The organism is Gordonia sp. (in: high G+C Gram-positive bacteria) (assembly GCF_047606305.1).
Lineage (GTDB): Bacteria > Actinomycetota > Actinomycetes > Mycobacteriales > Mycobacteriaceae > Gordonia.
This window is the reverse complement of the sequence record NZ_JASGER010000105.1, coordinates 1-19320: the sequence shown is the minus strand read 5'-3', so window position 1 is coordinate 19320 and position 19320 is coordinate 1. Positions and strand designations below refer to the sequence as shown.

The window sequence follows — 19320 nt, the reverse complement described above, 5'->3', positions numbered from 1 at the left end:
CCGATGCTGACCAGGCGCCGCCAGCCGCTGCAGACCAGTGATGCGCTGGCCGTTGCGCGGGCCCTGGCGGCCGATCCCGTCGCCGCCTGCATGGTCGCGGCCCGGGTCGAGGCCTATGGCGTCGACCCGCGGTGGCTCGGCGGACAGCTGTGGTCGGCGGACGACCCCGAGTACTCCCTCTGTTTCGCCGGCGCGAATCTGGTGCCGCTGGTCGGCGGGGACGCCGACCTGGACTTCTTCGCCGAGGCCGCGCTGGCCCGTCCGCGCGACTGTTCCTCCCTCGTCGGCCCGGCGCATCTGGCGCTCGGGCTGTGGGAACGGCTCGAACCGACCTGGGGCGTCGCGCGCGAGGTCCGGCCGGTGCAGCAGCTGATGGCGCTGAACGGACCGCCTCAGATCGCCGCGGATCCCGAGGTGCGACTGGTGACGCGCGCCGACCTGGACGCCTACTTCCCGGCCGCGGTCGAGATGTTCACCAGCGAGATCGGCGTCGACCCCTGCGCCTTCGACGGCGGGCGCATGTACCGCCAGCGACTCACCGGGTTGATCGACGCCGAGCGCGTGTTTGCCCGCTTCGAGGGTGGCCGCGTCGTGTTCAAGGCAGAGATCGGCGCGCTGTCGCACGCGGTGGGGCAGATCCAGGGCGTGTGGGTGGATCCGGAGTTCCGCGCGACCGGAGCCGGCAAGGCCGGTACCGCCGCGGTCGCCTCGGCGATCCGCGCCCACAATCGGATCCCGAGTCTCTACGTCAACGACTTCAACACCGCCGCGCGGCGTGCCTACGAGGCCGTCGGTTTCGAGCAGGTCGGGACGTTCGCGACGGTCCTCATCGACTGATCGCCGAGTGGGCGGTCGTTTCCCGCCGAGTGGGCGGTGATTCTCGTCGAGTGGGCGGCGTGGCGGTGCCCCATATTTCACATGCGTCACTTTATTATCACGAGTGATGAACCTCTCGAAAAGCCTTGTCCGCCTCGCCGCGATCGCGTCGGCCGCCGTCGTCGGCGTCTCGGTGAGCGCCTGCGGGTCCGACCAGGACAACCCGCGTCGGGCCGTCGAGCACTTCATGTCCGCGATCGCCGCGCGCGACGCGACCGGGGCGGCGGCCCAGACGAACGCCCCGAGTGCGGCCTCGCGCGCCATCGCGGACCTGTGGAGCGGCCTGAGTGCCGACCGGCTGGACTATTCGACCGGCAAGTTGCGGCTGTCGGTGGACAACGCGCTGACCGACGTCACCTACACGTGGAAGCTGCCCGGAAACCGGGAGTGGAAGTACACCGCGCAGGTGGCCGCCAGCCGCGGTGACAACGGGTGGGCGGTGCGCTGGATGCCGACCGACCTGCACCCCGAACTGGGCGCCGACCAGCAGCTGAAGTTCCGCGTCATCGAGGCCCCGCGCGCCGAGGTCAACGAGGCCGACGGTTCGCGCGTGATGGCCAACGGGACCGTCGTCGGCATCAACTTCGACGCCAAGGCGGCCCAGCGCGCCGGCGTCGTGCCGGCGGACTCGGCCGCGGCAGCCGTCGCCGCTCTGCGCCGCTTCGACCCGAAGCTGAACGCCCAGCGCATCGTCGAGACGACCACCGCCACGGGCAAGCCGTATTCGCTGATTCGACTGAGCCACAGCGACTTCGACCTGCTGCGCGACCGCCTGGCCATTCCGGGCATCGTCGCGACCGACCAGGCCGAGCTGCTCCCCACCGAGCCCGGTTTCGCACCCGCGCTGCTGTCGCAGGTGCGCAAGGTCGTCGGCGACGAGACCGTCGGCGCCCCCGGCTGGCGCGTGGAGATCGTCAACCCCAACGGCCTGACCGCCGGTGTGCTGACCGACTTCTCACCCAAGCCCTCACCCGCGGTCACCCTGACGCTCTCGCGCGCGGTGCAGACCGCCGCGCAGCGCGCCGTGAACGCGTCCGACCGGTTCAAGATCGCGATGGTCGTGGTCGAGCCGTCGACCGGCAACATCCTCGCGGTGGCGCAGAACAAGCGGGCCGACGCCGACGGCCTGATCGCCACCGACGGACTGTTCCCGCCCGGGTCGACCTTCAAGATGGTGACCGCCGCGGCGGCCGTGCGCGCCAATCTCGCCCACCCCGATTCGATCGTGCCGTGTCCCGGCGAGATCCAGATCGGGTCGCGCGTGATCCCGAACTACGACAAGTTCGCGCTGGGGAACATCCCGCTCCTCGGTGCCTTCGCCCAATCCTGCAACACGACCTTCGCCGAGCTGGCCAGTCGCCTGGGGCCCTCGGCCCTGGCCAACCAGGCCGCCGCGATGGGGGTGGGTGCCAACTACGACATCCCCGGGCTCTCGACGAAGTCGGGCTCGGTGCCGATCGCACCGGACCTGGTGGCCCGCAGCGAGGACGGCTTCGGCCAGGGGCGCGTGCTCGTCTCGCCGTTCGGGCTGGCCCTGGTCGCCGCGACCGTCGCGCACGGTGCCCCGCCGGTCCCGAACTTCATCAAGGGGCGGCCGACGAAGGTCTCCGGCCCGCGACCGGAGGTCGACCCCAAGATCTACGAGGAGCTCAAGCCGATGATGCGGGCCGTCGTCACCGAGGGCACCGGCACCGTCGTGAACGGGATGGGACCGATCTTCGCCAAGACCGGTGAAGCCGAGTACGCGGGTGGTTCGCACGCGTGGTTCGCCGGCTACCGCGGCGATCTGGCTTTCGCGACGCTGATCGTCGGCGGTGGCGATTCGACGCACGCCGTGGGTCTGACCCGGGACTTCTTCTCCTCGCTGCCCGACGGGTACGGACTGGCCGCCCGTCCCTGATCGGCGCGACTAGAGTGGGCGCCATGTCCGTTCGCGCCCCCCTCAAGCCCGGCAAGGTGTCGCCGCGCCGCCCCGTGCCCGATCACATCGTCCGGCCCGAGTATGTCGGCAAGAAGACCGCCAAAGAGGGCGCCGAGCCGTGGGTGCAGACACCCGAGATCATCGAGCGGGTGCGCGTGGCGAGCAAGATCGCCGCGAACGCGTTGGCCACCGCGGGAGCCGCAGTCGCGCCGGGGATCACCACCGACGAGCTCGACGGCATCGTGCACGACTACCTGGTAGCCCACGACGCCTATCCCTCGACACTCGGATACAAGGGCTTCCCCAAGTCGTGCTGCACCTCGCTCAACGAGGTGATCTGCCACGGCATCCCCGATTCGACGGTGGTCGCCGACGGGGACATCGTGAACATCGACGTGACGGCCTTCATCGACGGCGCCCACGGCGACACCAACGCGACCTTCCTGGCCGGCAACGTCGCCCAGGAGGCCGTCGACCTGGTGGAACGCACCCGGATCGCCACCGAGCGCGCCATCAAGGCGGTCAAACCGGGGCGCGAGTTGAACGTCGTCGGCCGCGTTATCGAGGCCTACGCCAACCGGTTCGGCTACAACGTCGTGCGCGACTTCACCGGCCACGGCATCGGCGAGACCTTTCACAACGGGCTGGTGGTCCTGCACTACGACCAACCGTCGGTCGACACGGTCCTCGAGCCGGGCATGGTGTTCACCATCGAGCCGATGATCAACCTCGGCGGCCTGCCCTACGAGATCTGGGACGACGGCTGGACCGTCGTCACCCGCGACCGCCAGTGGACCGCACAGTTCGAGCACACCCTCGTCGTCACCGACGACGGCGCCGAGGTCCTGACCCTGCCCGATCCCGGGGTGGGGAAGTGACCACCCCTCGGCGGGTGGCGGTCGGCGACCTCGTCTTCGACGTGGCGATCGGCGGACCGGCCGACGGCGCGCCGGTGCTGCTGTTGCACGGCTTCCCACACAACAGCGCGAGCTTCGACGGCGTGCTCGGCCCGCTGCACGACGCCGGACTGCGCACCATCACCGTCGACCAGCGCGGCTACAGCCCGGGTGCGCGCCCCGCCGACGTCGACGCCTACCTGCTGGACAACCTGGTGGGCGACGCCATCGGGATCCTCGACGCCCTGGGGATCGACCGGTGCCTGCTGGTCGGCCACGACTGGGGCGGGATCGTCGGCTGGCAGCTCGCCGCGCGCCACCCCGAACGGTTCACCGGGTATGTCGCGGTCAGCACCGGTCACCCCGGCGCGCTCGCCGGGGCGCTGTCCGCCGGCGACGACCAGCGCGAGAAGTCGTCGTACATCAAAATGTTCATCGCCGACGGTGCAGAGGAGAAGCTGCTCGCGCGCAACGCGGTGCTGCTGCGCCGCACCTGCCCCAAGGAGGCCGCCGCGCAGATGCAGGAGCCGGGGGCGCTGACCGGCGGGCTCAACTGGTACCGCGCGAACTTCACCGGCGACATCGCCGCGAAGATCCCCAGCGGCCGGGTCGCGATCCCCACGACGATGGTCTGGAGCGACGGCGACACCGCCCTCGGGCGCGAGCAGGCGGAGGGCAGCGGCGCCTTCGTCGACGGCGACTACCGGTTCGTCGAACTCACCGGCGTGGACCACTGGGTGCCGGAGAACGCACCCGAGCAGCTGGCCGCCGCGATTATCGAGCGCGCGGGCGCTTAGCCGGCTTCGCCGCGGGCGCGGCGGTCTTCTTCGGCGGCGTGGTGGCGGCGGCCTTCTTCGCCGCGGCCTTGGCGACGGGCGGGCGCAGTCCCGTCGCCAGCCATGCCTCGACCTCGGCGTAGGCCCGTTCGCGGACCTCCGGCAGTGACAGGAACACGTCGTGTCGGGCCCCGGGGACCGGCACCGACGTCAGGCGCCCGCCCAGGCAACCGGCCCAACGGGCCATGTGGGTCACGTCCAGCACGGCGTCGGCGCGGTCGGTCTTCGAGGAGTAGTTCTTGGCGAAATAGGACTTGTCCGAGCGCAGGACCAAGGAGGGGACCGCGACGTCGAGCCCGGCCTGCAGGAGCGCGTGACCGTTGCGGATCGCCCGCAGCCAGCCGAAGGTCACCGGGAATCCGCCCAGCGGCTTGAGGTCGAGGTTGTACCGCCACTCGCCGTGCCGGCTCTCGTGGATGCTGTCGCCGTAGGCGGGGGAGAGCTCCTGCGGCATGACCGTGAACTTGCGGGTGATGCCGACGCCGCGGATCGCGGCGGTGACGGCGGGGGAGCGCAGCGAGGCGCGGCCCTGCAGGTCGAGCCAGGGGCTGTTGAGGATCAGGCCGCCGATGAGGCCGTGCCGGCTGGAGTCGAGGCGGCGCAGCCGGTCGACCCACAGCGGCACGATGAGCCCGCCGGTGGAATGGGCCGCGACGATGATCTTCTTGTCTGCCTCGCCGCTCCCGATGCCGACCTCTTCGGCGATGACGTCGACCGCCAGGCCCAGCTCCACGTCGTAGTCGGCCAGGTCCGAGACATAGTGCGCGGTCTGACCGGGCCGGCGCGACCGCCCGCACTTGCGCAGGTCCAGGGCGTAGAAGTGATAGCCCTGCGCGACGAAGAAGTCGGCCAACGGCTCCTGGAAGAAGTAGTCGGTGAACCCGTGGATGTAGAGCACGGCGCCTTTGGGGGTGCGCGGGGCCTTCGGCGCGCGGATGAGGGTCGCCGCGATCGGCGACTCGCCGTCCGGGTCGGTGCCCAGCTCGAACACCCTCGTCGAGTAGCCGGGGAGTTCGACGTCGGGCTGCCAATCGGTGGTTTCAGTCACGGTTCGTGATCGTAACCGGGTGGGCGCGCCTTGTCGCTCTTCCCACAATCGGGTCGGCCGGTGGCAACGCCTCGACCACGATGGGGAACAATGATCGGGTAACCGCGAGGAATGGAGTTTTCGTGTCTGCATCGGTGGTCAAGACGGACGTCGTGTTGGTGGGAGCGGGCATCATGAGCGCCACGCTGGGCGCCCTGCTGCGACAGCTGGAGCCCTCGTGGTCCATCACCCTCTTCGAGACCCTGGACGCGGCCGCGGCCGAGAGTTCGGACCCGTGGAACAACGCCGGCACCGGGCACTCGGCGCTGTGCGAGCTCAACTACACCCCGCGCGGTGCCGACGGCGACGTCAACATCGACAAGGCCGTGTCGATCAACGAGCAGTTCCAGGTCTCACGACAGTTCTGGGCCCACTCGGTCGACACCGGCGTCCTGACGAACCCGAGCGAGTTCATCAACCCGATCCCGCACGTCAGCTTCACCCACGGCCCCGACGGGGTCGACTACCTGCGCACGCGCTACGACAAGCTGTCGCGCCAGACGCTGTTCGAGGGCATGGAGTTCATCACCGACCCCGCCGAGTTCACCAAGCGCCTGCCGCTGATGGGTGCCGGCCGCGACTTCAGCGACCCGGTGGCGCTCAACTGGTTCGAGCACGGCACCGACGTCGACTTCGGCGCGCTGACCCAGCAGCTGGTGAATTTCGTCGGCCAGGGTGCCGACGTGTTCTTCGGCCACAAGGTGACCAACCTGTCCAAGCAGTCCGACGGCAGCTGGGTCGTGTCGGTCCGCAACAACCACACCGGTGAGAAGCGCAAGGTGGAGGCGAAATTCGTCTTCGTCGGCGCCGGCGGCGGCGCGCTGCACCTGCTGCAGCGCTCGGGCATCAAGGAGGCCAAGGGCTTCGGCGGCTTCCCGGTCAGCGGAGAGTTCCTGCGCTGCACGAACCCCGACCTCATCGCCGAGCACAGCGCCAAGGTCTACGGCCAGGCCGCGGTCGGCGCGCCGCCGATGTCGGTTCCGCACCTGGACACCCGCGTGATCAACCACCAGCCCGGCCTGCTGTTCGGCCCGTACGCGGGTTGGTCGCCGAAGTTCCTGAAGAACGGCAGCATCACCGACCTGCCGTTCTCGGTCCGCCCGGCGAACCTGTTGCCGATGATGTCGATCGCGCCGCAGGAGTTCGGCCTGCTCAAGTACCTGATCGGCGAGCTCGCCGCGAGCCCGGCCGACCGCATCGCGACCATGCGCGACTTCGTTCCCGAGGCCCTGGGCGAGGACTGGGAGGCGATCACCGCCGGCCAGCGCGTCCAGGTCATCCGCGGCAGCGGCGTCAAGGGATCGCTGGAGTTCGGCACCGCCGTCGTCGCCGCCGGCGACGGCACGATCGCCGGCCTGCTCGGCGCATCGCCGGGTGCCTCGACCGCGGTCCCGGCGATGCTCGACGTGTTGAGCAAGTGCTTCGGCGACCGCTACGAGGGCGCGTGGGCGCCCAAGCTGGGCGAGATGATCCCGTCCTTCGGCAAGTCGCTGACCGACCACCCGGACCTGTTCAAGCAGGTGTGGGACTGGACGTCCAAGAGCCTGCAGCTGGACAAGGCGCCCGCGCGCGCCTAGGCCCGTGCCCGACAACCCGTCGTCGAGTCCGCTGGAGAGCCTGCACTCGTCGCTGAACACCCTGGCCCGGCACAGCCTGCGGCCGGACAAGGCCCGCGACCTGCTGGAGTCGGTGCTCATCGTCAGCCAGGGGCTCGACCTCGACGAGGCGCTGCAGCGGATCGTCGACGTCGCGGCCCGAGTGCTCGACGCACGCTACGTCGCACTGGGGGTGCGCGCCTCCGACGGCGGGCTGCGCGAATTCGTCTACACCGGCATCACGCCGGAGGTACGGGCGACGATGGGCACCCCGCCGGTGGGCAAGGGTGTGCTGGGCGTGCTGATCGAGGATCCGCAGGTCCTGCGCATCGCGGACCTGTCGACGCATCCGGCGTCGGTCGGCTTCCCGCCGAACCACCCGCCCATGCACAGCTTCCTGGGCGCGCCGATCCTCATCCGCGGCGAGGTGTTCGGCAGCATCTACCTCACCGAGAAGCGGACGGCCAAGGAGTTCTCCGCGGTCGACGAGGCGCTGATCGGCGTGCTGGCGGTCGCCGCGGGCATCGCGATCGACAACGCGCGCGGCTTCGAGCGCGCCCGCATCCGGCACACCTGGATGGAGCTGATCGCGCGCCGCGGTGCCGAGCCGCTGGCCGGGGTCAGCCTGATCGCCAACCTCAACAACATCTGCGCCGATGTCGCCGAGCTGACCGGTGCACGCGCGGTCTACCTGTACCAAACCGAGGACTCGGCGGCGACGCTGCGCGCCAACTCGGGTTGGCCGGGCGCCGTGGACGCCGTCCGCCTCGGCGAGGCGATCACCGAGACGGCCGACCTGCGCGTCCTGCCCGACGACGGTGTGCCGGGATGGGGCGACAAGCAGGGGGGCTGGTTGACCGTCGTGCCCCTCGTTCGCGGCCCGTGGGTGTACGGCGCGATCGTGATCCACCAGGACGCCAAGCCGGATTGGGAGGCCGAGGAGCGCGCGGGCCTGGCCGGCGTCGCCGAGGTCGCCTCCCTGGCCATCGCCTACGGCGAGCGGCGCGAGATGGGCCGCAAGCTCGAGATGCTCGAGGACCGCCACCGGATCGCCCGCGACCTGCACGACCACGTCATCCAGCGCCTGTTCGCCATGGGCCTGTCGCTGCAGGCGCTCACCGCCCAGCGGGACGATGCCGGACCGCCCACCGAGAAGCAGGCCGCGCTCCAGCGACAGCGGCTCGAACAGGTGCTGAGCGACCTCGACGGCACCATCGCCCAGATCCGCACGTCGATCTTCGACCTGCAGACCGGCGACCCGCAACGCGCGGCGACCCTGCGCCGCCGCGTCTTGGCGGTCGTGGGTCAGGTCTCCGGCCATGCCGAGGTCACCCCGATGGTCCGCTTCGACGGTCCGGTGGACACCGTGGTGATCCCCGAGCTCGCCAGCCACGTCGACGCGGTGGTCCGCGAGGGCGTCAGCAACGCGCTGCGCCACTCCGGCGCCGACCGCATCGAGGTCCGCGTCGCCGCGGAACCGCGGGCGGGCGAGTTGACCGTCGAGATCACCGACGACGGCAAGGGCATCAGCCCGGGAGCGCGTCGCAGCGGACTGGAGAACCTGCGGATGCGGGCCCAGGAGTGGGAGGGCGACTTCACCGTCGGACCCGGCCTGTCCGGCCGGGGCACCCGGTTGGTGTGGCAGGTCCCGCTCGTCGAGCAGAAGCAGGGCGGGGTCTAGGGACTCGGTGACGGCGTGGCCGTGATCGGCCCGGTAGTCGCCAGCGGTTCGATGTCGCCGATGGTGTGGACGCTCGAATGCCAGCCCGGCTCGTACCGGTTGCCCGGCACGTCCACGCCCGGGGTCTGCAGTTGGCAGCTGATCGCGGCGAGCGGGAACGTGGCCTTCAACTCCGAGCACAGGTCCTTGTTGACCGTCTCCCAGAAGGGATTGCCGGCGAAATCACCGCGGGTGAGCCGGTCGACGATGATGCGCCGCAGGTGCAGGTAGTTCGGCAGGTCCTTCTCGGCCAGACCGTCGTCCAGGCGGTAGTGGACCAGGTAGTTGACCGTGTGCCCGTTCTGGTTCGGGCTGTGCAGGCCGTCGACCTGGAAGAGGAAATCGCGTCGGACCCCGTGGTCGTCGGGCACTGCGCGAGCGAGCAGGAATCCGATCGCCAGGGCGGCCAGCAGTGCCGTGGCGACGAGGATCACGCGGGCGCCGCGACGGTGTCCGGCCGTGGTGGCGGCGGTCATCTGCCGCGCTGGGAGGTCTTCGTCGCGAGCACCGCGACCTGGGTGCGGCTGGACAGGTCCAGCTTCGCCAGGATCCGCGTCACGTTGTTCTTGATCGTCTTCTCCGCCAGGTGCATCCGCTTGGCGATGATGCGGTTGGTCAGCCCCTCGCCGATGAGGTCGACGATCTCCCGCTCGCGGTCGGTGAGCTTGGCGAAGGGGTCGTCCGGGGACTGGCCGCGCCCGCGCAGCCGCTCCATCAGCGCCGCCGTGCTGCGCTGGTCGAGCAGGTTGCCACCGGCGGCGACGGTCCGCACCGCGGAGACCAGGTTCTGCCCGAGGATCTGTTTGAGCACGAAACCCGAGGCCCCGGCCATCACCGCGGCGAGCAGCGCGTCGTCGTCGGCGTAGCTGGTGAGCATCAGGCAGTGCGTGTCGGGGCACAGCGTGCGCACCTCGCGGCACAGCTCGACGCCGCTGCCGTCGGGCAGCCGGACGTCGAGGATGGCGACATCCGGGGGATTGTTGGTGATGCCCACGAGGGCCTCGGCGACGTTGGCCGCCTCGCCGATCACCTCGAGGTCCCCGTCGGTGGCCAGCAGGTCGCGAAGACCGCGGCGGACCAGCTCGTGGTCGTCGACGATGAATACCCGCACCGGTGCTTCCGACATGCCTACAAAGCTACTCGGCGCACGCGCAAAGTCCCGGATTCGACGGGACGGACGTCGCTGTGTCGGGAGGACTTTCGACTCATGCGCTCGCGGCCGCCACTCGGCAGGGTCATGGGTATGACCGCTACAGATGTGATTGCACAGACCGAGAAGATGGAGGGCCGCGACCTCCTGGCGGAGCTGGAGCCGGTGGCCGCGAAAGAGGTCGACCGCCACATGAAGGCCGCCGTGGACTGGATGCCGCACGACTACGTGCCGTGGGACGAGGGCCGCAACTTCGCCTTCCTCGGGGGCGAGGACTGGGATCCGAGCCAGTCGGAGCTGTCCGAGACGGCCAAGGCCGCGATGATCACCAATCTGCTCACCGAGGACAACCTGCCGTCCTACCACCGCGTCATCGCCGAGAACTTCTCCCTCGACGACGCCTGGGGCTTCTGGGTGGGTCGATGGACGGCCGAGGAGGCACGCCACTCGATCGTCATGCGGGACTACCTGGTCGTCACCCGCGGCGTCGACCCGGTCGAGCTGGAGAAGACCCGCCTGGTCCACATGACCGCCGGCTACGACCCGATCGACCACGCCCGCGCGGTGCACAAGCTGGAGCCGTCCTTCCACTCGCACAGCGCACTGGAGATGCTGCTGTCGGTGACCTACGTCAGCTTCCAGGAGCTCGCGACGCGCGTCTCGCACCGCAACACCGGCAAGGCCTGCGGCGACCCGATCGCCGACCGCATGCTGCAGCGCGTGGCCGCCGACGAGCACCTGCACATGACCTTCTACCGCAACATCGTCGGCGCGGCGCTCGACGTCGTGCCCGACCTTGCGATGGCCGCGATCTACTCGATCGTGTCGAACTTCGCGATGCCCGGCGCCACCATGCCGAACTTCCGCCGCAACGCGGTGCTGATCGCCAAGGACGGCATCTACGACCTGCCGCAGCACCGCACCGAGGTGCTGGCCCCGGTCCTGAAGAAGTGGCGCATCTTCGAACGCGACGACTTCGGCCCCACCGGCCAGTACTACCGCGACGAGCTGCAGAAGTTCCTGCTCGACCTGGACGGCAAGGTGGATAAGTTCGAGGAGGCCCGCGAGCGGGCGCTGGCGCGCATGCAGGCCAAGGCCGACCGCGATCGCGCGAAGGCGCAGGCCTAGCCATGACCGTCACCGACGTGCCCGGGTTCGAGACCGCGATCGCCATGGCCGAGGCCGCGGCGTGCGAGAACCCGACCTGGTGGAACGAGGTCCGCAGCAAGGCGCACGACGCGGACGGCGGCTACGCCAGCTCGGTGCTGCTCGCCGAGTTCATCCGCAGTCAGGCGCACCGCATGGGCGTGCCGGTCAGCGACATCTGGGCGCGCATCCGCGCGACGGGCGAGCTGCCCATCTGAGGCGCCGGTAGGCTTGTCGGCTATGGCAGCCGACGAACCCGAAGCGGGGCACTACCTGGCCGGACTGCGTCTGGCCGGCCGCAAGGTCGTGGTCGTCGGGGGAGGCTCGGTGGCCCAGCGGCGGCTGCCGAACCTTCTGGCCGCGCAGGCGAGGGTGGTGGTCGTCGCGATCGATCCGACGCCGGCCGTCGAAGCCAACCCGCTCGTCGAGGTCGTGCGCCGGCCCTACGCCGACGGTGATCTCGACGGCGCCTGGTACGCGATCGCCTGCACCGACGATCCGGCGGTCAACGCCGCCGTCGCCGACGAGGCCCAGCGCCGCCGCATCTTCTGCGTCCGCGCCGACGACGCGCGGTCGGGCACCGCGGTCACCCCGGCCAGCGCCCGGCACGACGGATTGGCGGTCGGTGTCCTCGCCTCCGGCGACCACCGACGCTCGGCGCAGGTCCGCGACCGTCTGCTGGCCGCCCTCGAGCACTCCGCGTCGCCGTCGACGCCGCCGGAGGGCCCGCACGCGCCCGGTGTCGCCCTGGTCGGCGGCGGACCCGGTGCCCCCGACCTCATCACCGTGCGCGGCCGCGCCCTGCTGCAGCGCGCCGACGTCGTCGTCGCCGACCGCCTGGCGCCCGCCGAGCTGCTCGCCGGTCTGCGGCCCGACGTCGAGGTGATCGACGCCGCCAAAGTCCCCTACGGTCGCGCCATCCGCCAGGAGAAGATCAACGAGATCCTCGTCGACCGCGCCCGCGCCGGGAGGTTCGTGGTCCGCCTCAAGGGCGGGGACCCCTACGTGTTCGGCCGCGGTTTCGAGGAGGTGCAGGCCTGCGTCGAGGCGGGCGTCCCGGTGACGGTCGTCCCCGGGGTCACCAGTGCGATCTCCGCGCCCGCGCTCGCCGGGATCCCGGTCACGCACCGCGGGATCACCCACGAGGTCGTCATCGTCTCCGGCCACGTCGCGCCCGACCATCCGGATTCGCTGACCGACTGGCCCGAGCTCGGCCGACTGGCCGGCACGATCGTGCTGATGATGGGCGTCGACCGCCTTGACGAATTCGCTGCGGCGCTCATCGACGGCGGTCGGGATGGGCAGACGCCGGTCGCGATGATCGAGAACGCCTCCCTGCCGACGCAGCGCCTGCTGCGGTCGGCACTGGTCGACGCGCCCGCGGTGGCGCGGGAAGAAGGCCTGCGGCCGCCCGCGATCATCGTCATCGGCGCCGTCGCCGGGTTCCTCGAGGGTGCCGCCGAGGCGGAGTAGGCGTGCGGCGCCTCGCTCAGAGGAGGTGCAGGATGCCGATGCCGATCAGCAGGACCGCGACCAGGTAACCCGCGGCCCGCACCACCATGTCCTTGTTCGCGCGGGCGGCCTCGAAGCCACGGCTGAGGATCGACCCGGGTGCGCGCCGGACCAGGCCGAGCAGCAGCGCCGCCAGGATCGGCAGGCTCAGGGCGGCGGTCGCGTAGAGGAACAGGCCGAGGTATCGCTGGACGAGCGGGACGTCGCTGGCCGACAGCACCGCGAGCCCGGCGAAGAACGGCACCGAGGTCGCCGACTGGATCGCGCCGAGGACGACACCCACGAGCACCGTCAGCGGGGATGGTGATCGCAGTGGCTCCAGGATGCGGTTGATCAGCGTCGACGAGTCGCCGCCGCGGATGGACAGGATTGCCGAGACGACGCCGGCCGCGATCAGCAGGATGCCGAACAGCGCGGAGTCGACGATGTGCTTGACGAATTCGCCGAGTCCGTCGAAGGCGACCAGGACGACCAGTGCGGTGAGCAGCACGCCCAACCAGTCGCCGAACACCAGGAGTCCGGCGACCGGGACGTAGCGGCCCTTGGCCGCCATCATCGCCAGCGCGACGAGCACCCCGATGAGGAGGACGTTGACCGCGTCGACAAACGCGTAGGCGAGGGCGTTGAGCATTGGCGAGAAGTCTATCGGCCGTCAGTCGGTGACCACGACCACGGTGGTCGGGTCGGCGATCTCGACCCGCTGACCGGCGTCGGACAGGACGGCGGCGACCGCCTCGATGTCGGCGACCCGGCGGCGCGTGCGGACCAGGTCGCGGGCGACGAGCCCCTTGTGGTGCTTGTTGAAATGGCTGACGATCGAGCGCGACCCGTCGGGCTTCTCGGTCACCACGGTCACCGTGACGGCGCCGGCGACCCTGCCCAGGTTCTGGTAGGCACCGGACCGCAGGTCGACGATGAAGTCGTCGATCCCGTCGAAGACCTCGCGCAGCACCGGCTTCCAGACCGCGGCGAGCGTCGGCGAGCCCGGCAGTTTCGACCCGGCCGACAGGCGATACGCGGGAATCGGGTCGCCGGCGCGCAGGACGCCGAACAACGCCGACCCGATCAGCACACGGTCGAGCGCCTTGGTCTTCGTGGCGGCGGTCATGCCGGGGAAGTCGAGGGCGTCGTAGAGGACCCCGGTGTACCGCTCGACCGCCGGTCGCGTCGGCGCGGCCCACAGGTCGGCGTTGCGGTCGACCTCGGCGACGGCGGTGGCGCCCAGGCCCAGGGCGGCGCGGCTGGCGCCCAGATCCGACGAGAGGTCGACGAGGGCGTCCACGAGGCGGCGGCGCGTCGCCGTTGCGGCGGGGAAGGACAGGGCGGCCAGATCGAGGGGTGCGCCGTGGCCGCCGTCCGATTTGGTTTCCGAGGGGGGCAGGATGACGCGCACCCCAGCACCCTACCCAGCGTCGGTGCTCACTAAGCTGGTGCCTCGTGATCACCCGGATGTCGACGTTGTTCCTGCGCACCCTGCGAGACGATCCCGCCGATGCGGAGGTCCCGTCGCACAAGCTGCTGGTCCGCGCCGGCTATGTGCGGCGCACCGCGCCCGGCGTGTACTCCTGGCTGCCGCTCGGGTTGCGGGTGCTGCGCGCGGTTGAGAACGTCGTCCGCGAGGAGATGAACGCCATCGGCGCGCAGGAGATCCTGCTGCCCGCGCTGCTGCCGCGCGACCCCTATGAGGCGACCGGCCGATGGACCGAGTACGGCCCCGCGCTGTTCCGCCTGCAGGACCGCAAGGGCACCGACATGCTCCTGGGACCCACCCACGAGGAGCTCTTCACCCAGCTGGTCAAGGGGGAGTACTCGTCCTACAAGGACCTCCCGGTCACGCTGTACCAGATCCAGACCAAGTACCGCGACGAGGAGCGCCCGCGCGCCGGCATCCTCCGCGGCCGTGAGTTCGTCATGAAGGACTCGTACTCCTTCGACCTCACCGACGAGGGGCTCGCCGAGTCTTACGCGGCCCACCGGCAGGCCTACCAGCGCATCTTCGAACGCCTCGGCGTCGACTACGTCATCGTCGCGGCCACCTCGGGCGCGATGGGCGGCAGCGCCTCGGAGGAGTTCCTGGCGGTCAGCGAGGTCGGCGAGGACACCTTCGTGCAGTGCAAGGAATCGGGCTACGCGGCGAACGTCGAGGCGGTCGTGACGCGCCCGGGTGAGCCGCGGCCGGTCGAGGGCCTGCCCGCGGCGCAGGTGCACGAGACCGGCGAGACCCCGACCATCGCCACCCTCGTCGACTGGGCCAACGGCGCACTGGACCGGCAGGTGGGCGCCGCCGACACCCTCAAGAACGTGCTCGTCAAGATCCGCCGGCCCGGTCAGGACTGGCAGATCACCGGCATCGGCGTCCCCGGCGACCGCGAGGTCGACCTCAAACGCCTCGAGGCGTCGGTCGAGCCGGCGGAGGTCGAGTTGCTGACCGACGAGGACTTCGCCGCGAACCCGGCACTGGTCCGCGGCTACATCGGTCCCGCCGGCGTCAAGGCCGCCGGGGGCGACTACCTGGTCGATCCGCGCGTGGTCACCGGCACCGCGTGGATCACCGGCGCCGACGAGAAGGGCAAGCACGTCGTCGACCTGGTCGTCGGCCGTGACTTCACGCCGGACGGCACGATCGAGGCCGCCGAGGTCCGCGACGGCGACCCGGCACCCGACGGCGCCGGCGTGCTCACCTCTGCCAAGGGCATCGAGATCGGGCACATCTTCCAGCTCGGCCGCAAGTACACCGACGCCTTCGAGGTCGACGTGCTGGGCGAGAACGGCAAGCCGGTCCGCGTCACGATGGGCTCCTACGGCATCGGCGTCTCGCGCCTGGTCGCGGTGCTCGCCGAGCAGATGCACGACGACAAGGGGCTGCGCTGGCCGCGCGAGGTCGCGCCCTTCGACGTCCACGTGGTGATCGCCAACAAGGACGAGGCGGCCGTGGCCGGGGCGCAGGCCCTCGTCGACGAGTTGGACGCCGCCGGTGTCGAGGTGCTCTTCGACGACCGCAAGGCCTCGCCGGGCGTGAAGTTCAAGGACGCCGAGCTGCTCGGCGTCCCGACCGTCGTGGTCGTGGGCCGCGGCTTCGCCGACGGGACGATCGAGGTGCGCGACCGGTTGACCGGTCAGACGCGCGAGGTGCCGGTCGACGGCGCCGCCCAGGCGGTCGTGGCCGCCGCGCGCGGCTGACGCCGGCTACTTCACCCGCGGATCGCCGGGGACGGCGATGACCGTCGGGTCGATGCCCGCGATGCCGCGCCAGTACACCGCGCGCACCGCCGACTCGGTGAGACCGTCGCAGGCCATCCGCCGCAGCTGGTCGGTGTCGGCCTGCTCGACCAGCGCTCGGTAGGCGGCCTGGGTCTCGGTCTCGGCCTCGACCGCCGCACGGCCCGCCGAGCGCAGGTCGGTGATCTTCTGCGGCAGCTGGTAGCCGGGCGCCGGGGTGGGTGCCTGGCCGCCGGACGCGGTGAGGGCGTCGGCCAGGTCCCGCCGGCGCACCCGGTGTGCGGCGATGTCGACGGCGACCCGCGCCCGGACGTCGTTGCGGGTGAACGCGGTCAACACCCCGTAGGTGAAGATCGCCGCGTCCTCGGCACGGACGGCGGCGGCGAGGGCGTCGGGGACGGTCATGACAGCAACCCCTTGAGGCTGGTGATGGAGGCGGACACCGACGCGGTGAGCCCGGCCTGGAACCCGCTGGCGGTGGTCGCGATCTGCTGGGCGGCCTGGGCGTCGGCGTCCAGCGAGGCGCGGAACTGGTCGAGTCCGGCGGCGTGCGGTGCGGCCGAGGGCATTCCGGGAGCACCGGAGCTCGGCGCCGTGGCATAGGCGGTCGGCGTGGAGCTGGGCGTCGCGATCAGATGGCCCGACTCGGGGTGCAGCCGCACGACCTCCTCGCGCAGCAGCCGGGCGTGCTTGTCGCGGATCGCCGCGATCTGGTCGAGGGCCGTTGCATTGCGCGGGGAGGTCGCCTTGAGTTGACGGGCGGTGGCCGCGGACGCGAGGGCGGCGCTGGCGAGCGGCACCATGCGGTCGGCGAGGACCTCCTCGGGGGAGGGTTCGCGGCTGCAGGCCGACAGTGCGGTCGCACCCAGGGGCAGCACGACCGCGGTGGCGGCGGCGCCGCGGAGGACGGTTCGGCGGGACATCGAAGTCACGACGGTCATGATGCCATCGCCTAGACTCCAGTGGTGCGCGCCGGGCTTCCTCGGCGCGTTCGACCATTCGAGCCGAAGAGGGATGTGAGCGAGCGTGGCGCCCGATCAACAGACGGTGACCGCCCTGGTGGAACCGATCGTCACCGCCGCCGGCTTCGACGCCGACGAGGTGTCGGTGGCGCGGGGACCGGGTGACGGGGCTTGTGCGATCACCGTCGTCGTCGACGGGGACGACGGGGTGGGTCTGGACGCCCTGACCGCGGTGACCCGGGCGCTGACCGAACGGTTCGACGACCAGCCGTGGGCGCAGGACTACACCCTCGACGTGACCTCGCGCGGCGTGGACCGCCCGCTGACGCAGCCGCGCCATTGGCGTCGCAACCGGGGCCGCAAGGCCGAGGTCGTGCTGCCCGGCACCGCGGAAAACCCGGAGAAGTTCACTGCGCGTATCGGTAGGCTCGACGGCGACAGCGTCGTTCTCGTGGTCAACCGGAAGGGCCGCCTTCAGGTGCGCGAGGTGCCGCTGTCGGACGTGGAGTCGGCGGTCGTGGTGGTCGAGTTCGGCGAGCCGAGCCCGGCCGAGCTGAAACTGTGCCGCGACGAGGACTGAGCGTTACCGGCCGACTGCACGACAATTGAACATCGGACAAGTGAATAGGAGTCACCGCGCCATGAACATCGACATCGCCGCCCTGCGCATGATCGAGGCGGACAAGGGCATCCCGACCGACACCGTGATCACGGCGATCGAGACGGCGCTGCTCACCGCCTACCGCCACACCGACGGGTTCGCCCCGCACGCGCGGATCGACATCAATCGCAAGTCCGGCGAGGTGCGCGTGATGGCGCAGGAGGTCGACGAGGACGGTGGCGTCGTCTCCGAGTGGGACGACACCCCCGAGGGCTTCGGCCGCATCGCCGCCACCACCGCGCGCCAGGTGATCCTGCAGCGGCTGCGCGACGCGGAGAACGAGAAGAACTTCGGCGAGCTGGTGGCCCACGAGGGCGAGATCGTCGGCGGCGTGGTGCAGCGTCACGTCGGCGCCAACGCCCGCGACCTGGTGCTGGTGGCCATCGGCAACGAGGCCGACGGCACCGAGGGCGTCATTCCGGCGGCCGAGCAGGTGCCCGGTGAGACCTACGAGCACGGCGACCGCATCAAGTGCTACGTCGTCGGCGTCACCCGCGGGGCGCGCGGCCCGCAGATCACCCTGTCGCGGACCCATCCGAACCTGGTGCGCAAGCTGTTCGAGCTCGAGGTGCCCGAGGTCGCGAACAAGTCCGTCGAGATCGTTGCGGTGGCCCGCGAGGCCGGGCACCGGTCGAAGATCGCGGTGCACACCGGCGTCCCCGACCTCAACGCGAAGGGTGCGTGCATCGGCCCGATGGGGCAGCGCGTGCGCAACGTGATGAGCGAGCTGGCGGGGGAGAAGATCGACATCATCGACTACTCCACCGATCCGGCGGTCTTCGTCGCCAACGCCCTGTCGCCGGCCAAGGTGATCTCGGTGACGGTCGTCGACGAGGCCGGCAAGGCGGCCCGCGTCATCGTCCCCGACTACCAGCTGTCCCTGGCCATCGGCAAGGAGGGGCAGAACGCCCGGCTGGCCGCGCGGTTGACCGGTTGGCGCATCGACATCCGCTCCGACGCCGATCCGGAGGCCGCGGCCCCGTCGTCGGGCGCGGCGGTATGACATTGGCGAACGCCGCAGGCTAGACTGGGAAAGGTTGCGCGAGACCTCGCCCAAGCCACGGAGAATCACCATGCGTCATCGTCCGACGAGGATGTGTGTGGGATGCCGCGGGCGGGCGGATCGAGCACGACTGGTCCGGGTGACCGCCGTCGGCGGCCCCGCCGGACCGGTGGTCGAGATCGACCACCGCACGACCCGGCCCGGGCGCGGCGCCTGGCTGCACCCGTCGACCGACTGTTTGTCGGAGGCGGTGCGCCGCAAGGCCTTCGCCCCGGCATTGCGGGTGGACGGGATCACCGTCGACCCAGACGGCCTCGCCGCTTCGCTGCTTGCAGCGGCGGGTGACCAACGGAAAGAACAGGTAGCGCAAGACATGAGCACACCGTGAAGTTCCCACGATGAGCACGTATCGGAGTTAACTGAGGTCGTAGCGGGTGCCCGCTCGACCTCCAAGTGAGGAGAGCAGTGGCAGGCAAGGCCCGCGTGCACGAACTGGCCAAAGAGCTGAACGTGACGAGCAAGGAAGTGCTCGAGCGTCTCAAAGAACAAGGCGAGTTCGTCAAGTCCGCGTCGTCGACCGTCGAGGCCCCGGTGGCCCGGCGACTTCGCGAATCATTCCCCAAGCCGGAGACCCCCGCCGAGGACGCCTCGGCGACGAAGGCCCCGGCCAAGAAGGCTGCCGCCAGGCCGGCGGCCCCGGCGGCCCCCGAGGCTCCGGCGGCTCCGGTCGAGCCGG

At 70.7% G+C, this 19320-nt stretch carries 21 protein-coding genes; 14 read left to right on the top strand and 7 right to left on the bottom strand.

What is annotated here, in order from left to right; translation table 11 throughout:
• Positions 1 to 3 precede the first annotated feature (3 nt).
• From QM634_RS14215 to QM634_RS14200, 4 genes are all read left to right on the top strand, one after another.
• Positions 4 to 837, top strand: coding sequence for a GNAT family N-acetyltransferase (locus tag QM634_RS14215; protein WP_415043430.1), 834 nt, complete (start codon positions 4 to 6; stop codon positions 835 to 837).
• Positions 838 to 943: 106 nt separating this feature from the next.
• Positions 944 to 2776, top strand: coding sequence for a penicillin-binding transpeptidase domain-containing protein (locus QM634_RS14210; protein WP_415043429.1), 1833 nt, complete (start codon positions 944 to 946; stop codon positions 2774 to 2776).
• 23 nt (positions 2777 to 2799) lie between these two features.
• On the top strand, positions 2800 to 3675 hold the full coding sequence (gene map, locus QM634_RS14205) for a type I methionyl aminopeptidase (protein WP_415043428.1): 876 nt from the start codon (positions 2800 to 2802) through the stop codon (positions 3673 to 3675).
• The gene (locus QM634_RS14200) at positions 3672 to 4490 is read left to right on the top strand and encodes an alpha/beta fold hydrolase (protein ID WP_415043427.1); all 819 of its coding nucleotides are present in this window, start codon (positions 3672 to 3674) and stop codon (positions 4488 to 4490) included. The genes map and QM634_RS14200 overlap by 4 nt, the downstream gene beginning before the upstream one ends.
• On the opposite strand, the gene QM634_RS14195 is transcribed toward QM634_RS14200, so the two are convergent.
• A complete protein-coding gene (locus QM634_RS14195; protein WP_415043426.1) occupies positions 4468 to 5577 on the bottom strand; it encodes an alpha/beta hydrolase in 1110 nt (369 codons plus the stop codon). The two genes, QM634_RS14200 and QM634_RS14195, sit on opposite strands and share 23 nt — an antisense overlap.
• An 80-nt stretch (positions 5578 to 5657) precedes the next feature.
• Between QM634_RS14195 and mqo the strand changes: the two genes are divergently transcribed.
• Both mqo and QM634_RS14185 read left to right on the top strand, forming a co-directional pair.
• Positions 5658 to 7193: a malate dehydrogenase (quinone) gene (mqo, locus tag QM634_RS14190; RefSeq protein ID WP_415043425.1), complete on the top strand. Its 1536-nt coding sequence runs from the start codon at positions 5658 to 5660 to the stop codon at positions 7191 to 7193.
• 4 nt (positions 7194 to 7197) lie between these two features.
• On the top strand, positions 7198 to 8892 hold the full coding sequence (locus QM634_RS14185) for a GAF domain-containing protein (RefSeq protein WP_415043424.1): 1695 nt from the start codon (positions 7198 to 7200) through the stop codon (positions 8890 to 8892).
• Here QM634_RS14185 and QM634_RS14180 read toward each other — a convergent pair.
• Positions 8889 to 9407 carry a hypothetical protein gene (locus QM634_RS14180; protein WP_415043423.1) on the bottom strand — a complete coding sequence of 173 codons (519 nt, stop codon included), beginning with the start codon at positions 9405 to 9407 and terminating at the stop codon, positions 8889 to 8891. The two genes, QM634_RS14185 and QM634_RS14180, sit on opposite strands and share 4 nt — an antisense overlap.
• Complete coding sequence (locus QM634_RS14175; RefSeq protein WP_415043422.1) at positions 9404 to 10057, bottom strand: response regulator; 654 nt, start codon at positions 10055 to 10057, stop codon at positions 9404 to 9406. The genes QM634_RS14180 and QM634_RS14175 overlap by 4 nt, the downstream gene beginning before the upstream one ends.
• A gap of 117 nt (positions 10058 to 10174) precedes the next feature.
• Here QM634_RS14175 and QM634_RS14170 point away from each other — a divergent pair, with 117 nt between their 5' ends.
• The 3 genes from QM634_RS14170 to cobA are packed head-to-tail and all read left to right on the top strand — an operon-like array spanning position 10175 to position 12700.
• On the top strand, positions 10175 to 11209 hold the full coding sequence (locus QM634_RS14170; protein ID WP_415043421.1) for an acyl-ACP desaturase: 1035 nt from the start codon (positions 10175 to 10177) through the stop codon (positions 11207 to 11209).
• 2 nt (positions 11210 to 11211) lie between these two features.
• Positions 11212 to 11445, top strand: coding sequence for a hypothetical protein (locus QM634_RS14165; RefSeq protein WP_415043420.1), 234 nt, complete (start codon positions 11212 to 11214; stop codon positions 11443 to 11445).
• A 22-nt stretch (positions 11446 to 11467) separates the two neighbouring features.
• Positions 11468 to 12700: a uroporphyrinogen-III C-methyltransferase gene (gene cobA, locus QM634_RS14160; protein ID WP_415043419.1), complete on the top strand. Its 1233-nt coding sequence runs from the start codon at positions 11468 to 11470 to the stop codon at positions 12698 to 12700.
• 16 nt (positions 12701 to 12716) lie between these two features.
• Here the strand turns inward: cobA and QM634_RS14155 are convergent, their stop codons facing one another.
• Positions 12717 to 13370, bottom strand: a complete 654-nt coding sequence (locus QM634_RS14155; RefSeq protein WP_415043418.1) for a hypothetical protein — start codon at positions 13368 to 13370, stop codon at positions 12717 to 12719.
• Positions 13371 to 13391: 21 nt separating this feature from the next.
• Positions 13392 to 14132, bottom strand: a complete 741-nt coding sequence (yaaA, locus tag QM634_RS14150; protein WP_415043417.1) for a peroxide stress protein YaaA — start codon at positions 14130 to 14132, stop codon at positions 13392 to 13394.
• Positions 14133 to 14188: 56 nt separating this feature from the next.
• On the opposite strand from yaaA, the gene QM634_RS14145 reads away from it, so the two are divergent.
• On the top strand, positions 14189 to 15919 hold the full coding sequence (locus QM634_RS14145) for a proline--tRNA ligase (protein WP_415043466.1): 1731 nt from the start codon (positions 14189 to 14191) through the stop codon (positions 15917 to 15919).
• A gap of 6 nt (positions 15920 to 15925) precedes the next feature.
• Here the strand turns inward: QM634_RS14145 and QM634_RS14140 are convergent, their stop codons facing one another.
• Complete coding sequence (locus tag QM634_RS14140) at positions 15926 to 16363, bottom strand: ferritin-like domain-containing protein (protein WP_415043416.1); 438 nt, start codon at positions 16361 to 16363, stop codon at positions 15926 to 15928.
• Positions 16360 to 16899, bottom strand: coding sequence for a hypothetical protein (locus tag QM634_RS14135; RefSeq protein ID WP_415043415.1), 540 nt, complete (start codon positions 16897 to 16899; stop codon positions 16360 to 16362). The genes QM634_RS14140 and QM634_RS14135 overlap by 4 nt, the downstream gene beginning before the upstream one ends.
• 85 nt (positions 16900 to 16984) lie before the next feature.
• Here QM634_RS14135 and rimP point away from each other — a divergent pair, with 85 nt between their 5' ends.
• From rimP to QM634_RS14115, 4 genes are all read left to right on the top strand, one after another.
• Entirely contained in the window at positions 16985 to 17500 is a 516-nt protein-coding gene (rimP, locus tag QM634_RS14130; protein ID WP_415043414.1) for a ribosome maturation factor RimP, read from the top strand.
• A 61-nt stretch (positions 17501 to 17561) separates the two neighbouring features.
• Complete coding sequence (gene nusA, locus QM634_RS14125; RefSeq protein ID WP_415043413.1) at positions 17562 to 18584, top strand: transcription termination factor NusA; 1023 nt, start codon at positions 17562 to 17564, stop codon at positions 18582 to 18584.
• Between the two features lie 70 nt (positions 18585 to 18654).
• On the top strand, positions 18655 to 18972 hold the full coding sequence (locus tag QM634_RS14120) for a YlxR family protein (RefSeq protein ID WP_415043465.1): 318 nt from the start codon (positions 18655 to 18657) through the stop codon (positions 18970 to 18972).
• Positions 18973 to 19049: 77 nt separating this feature from the next.
• On the top strand, positions 19050 to 19320 hold a 271-nt coding region (locus QM634_RS14115; RefSeq protein ID WP_415043412.1), incomplete at its 3' end, for a translation initiation factor IF-2 N-terminal domain-containing protein.

What these genes read in the sequence shown, in the direction of transcription:
- QM634_RS14215 (WP_415043430.1), top strand. Translation starts at nt 4, where the DNA reads ATGCTGACCAGGCGCCGCCAGCCGCTGCAGACCAGTGATGCGCTGGCC.
- QM634_RS14210 (WP_415043429.1), top strand. Translation starts at nt 944, where the DNA reads ATGAACCTCTCGAAAAGCCTTGTCCGCCTCGCCGCGATCGCGTCGGCC.
- map (WP_415043428.1), top strand. Translation starts at nt 2,800, where the DNA reads ATGTCCGTTCGCGCCCCCCTCAAGCCCGGCAAGGTGTCGCCGCGCCGC.
- mqo (WP_415043425.1), top strand. Translation starts at nt 5,658, where the DNA reads ATGGGGAACAATGATCGGGTAACCGCGAGGAATGGAGTTTTCGTGTCT.
- QM634_RS14180 (WP_415043423.1), bottom strand. Translation starts at nt 9,407, where the DNA reads ATGACCGCCGCCACCACGGCCGGACACCGTCGCGGCGCCCGCGTGATC.
- QM634_RS14175 (WP_415043422.1), bottom strand. Translation starts at nt 10,057, where the DNA reads ATGTCGGAAGCACCGGTGCGGGTATTCATCGTCGACGACCACGAGCTG.
- QM634_RS14170 (WP_415043421.1), top strand. Translation starts at nt 10,175, where the DNA reads ATGACCGCTACAGATGTGATTGCACAGACCGAGAAGATGGAGGGCCGC.
- QM634_RS14165 (WP_415043420.1), top strand. Translation starts at nt 11,212, where the DNA reads ATGACCGTCACCGACGTGCCCGGGTTCGAGACCGCGATCGCCATGGCC.
- cobA (WP_415043419.1), top strand. Translation starts at nt 11,468, where the DNA reads ATGGCAGCCGACGAACCCGAAGCGGGGCACTACCTGGCCGGACTGCGT.
- QM634_RS14155 (WP_415043418.1), bottom strand. Translation starts at nt 13,370, where the DNA reads ATGCTCAACGCCCTCGCCTACGCGTTTGTCGACGCGGTCAACGTCCTC.
- QM634_RS14145 (WP_415043466.1), top strand. Translation starts at nt 14,189, where the DNA reads ATGTCGACGTTGTTCCTGCGCACCCTGCGAGACGATCCCGCCGATGCG.
- QM634_RS14140 (WP_415043416.1), bottom strand. Translation starts at nt 16,363, where the DNA reads ATGACCGTCCCCGACGCCCTCGCCGCCGCCGTCCGTGCCGAGGACGCG.
- QM634_RS14135 (WP_415043415.1), bottom strand. Translation starts at nt 16,899, where the DNA reads ATGACCGTCGTGACTTCGATGTCCCGCCGAACCGTCCTCCGCGGCGCC.
- nusA (WP_415043413.1), top strand. Translation starts at nt 17,562, where the DNA reads ATGAACATCGACATCGCCGCCCTGCGCATGATCGAGGCGGACAAGGGC.
- QM634_RS14120 (WP_415043465.1), top strand. Translation starts at nt 18,655, where the DNA reads ATGCGTCATCGTCCGACGAGGATGTGTGTGGGATGCCGCGGGCGGGCG.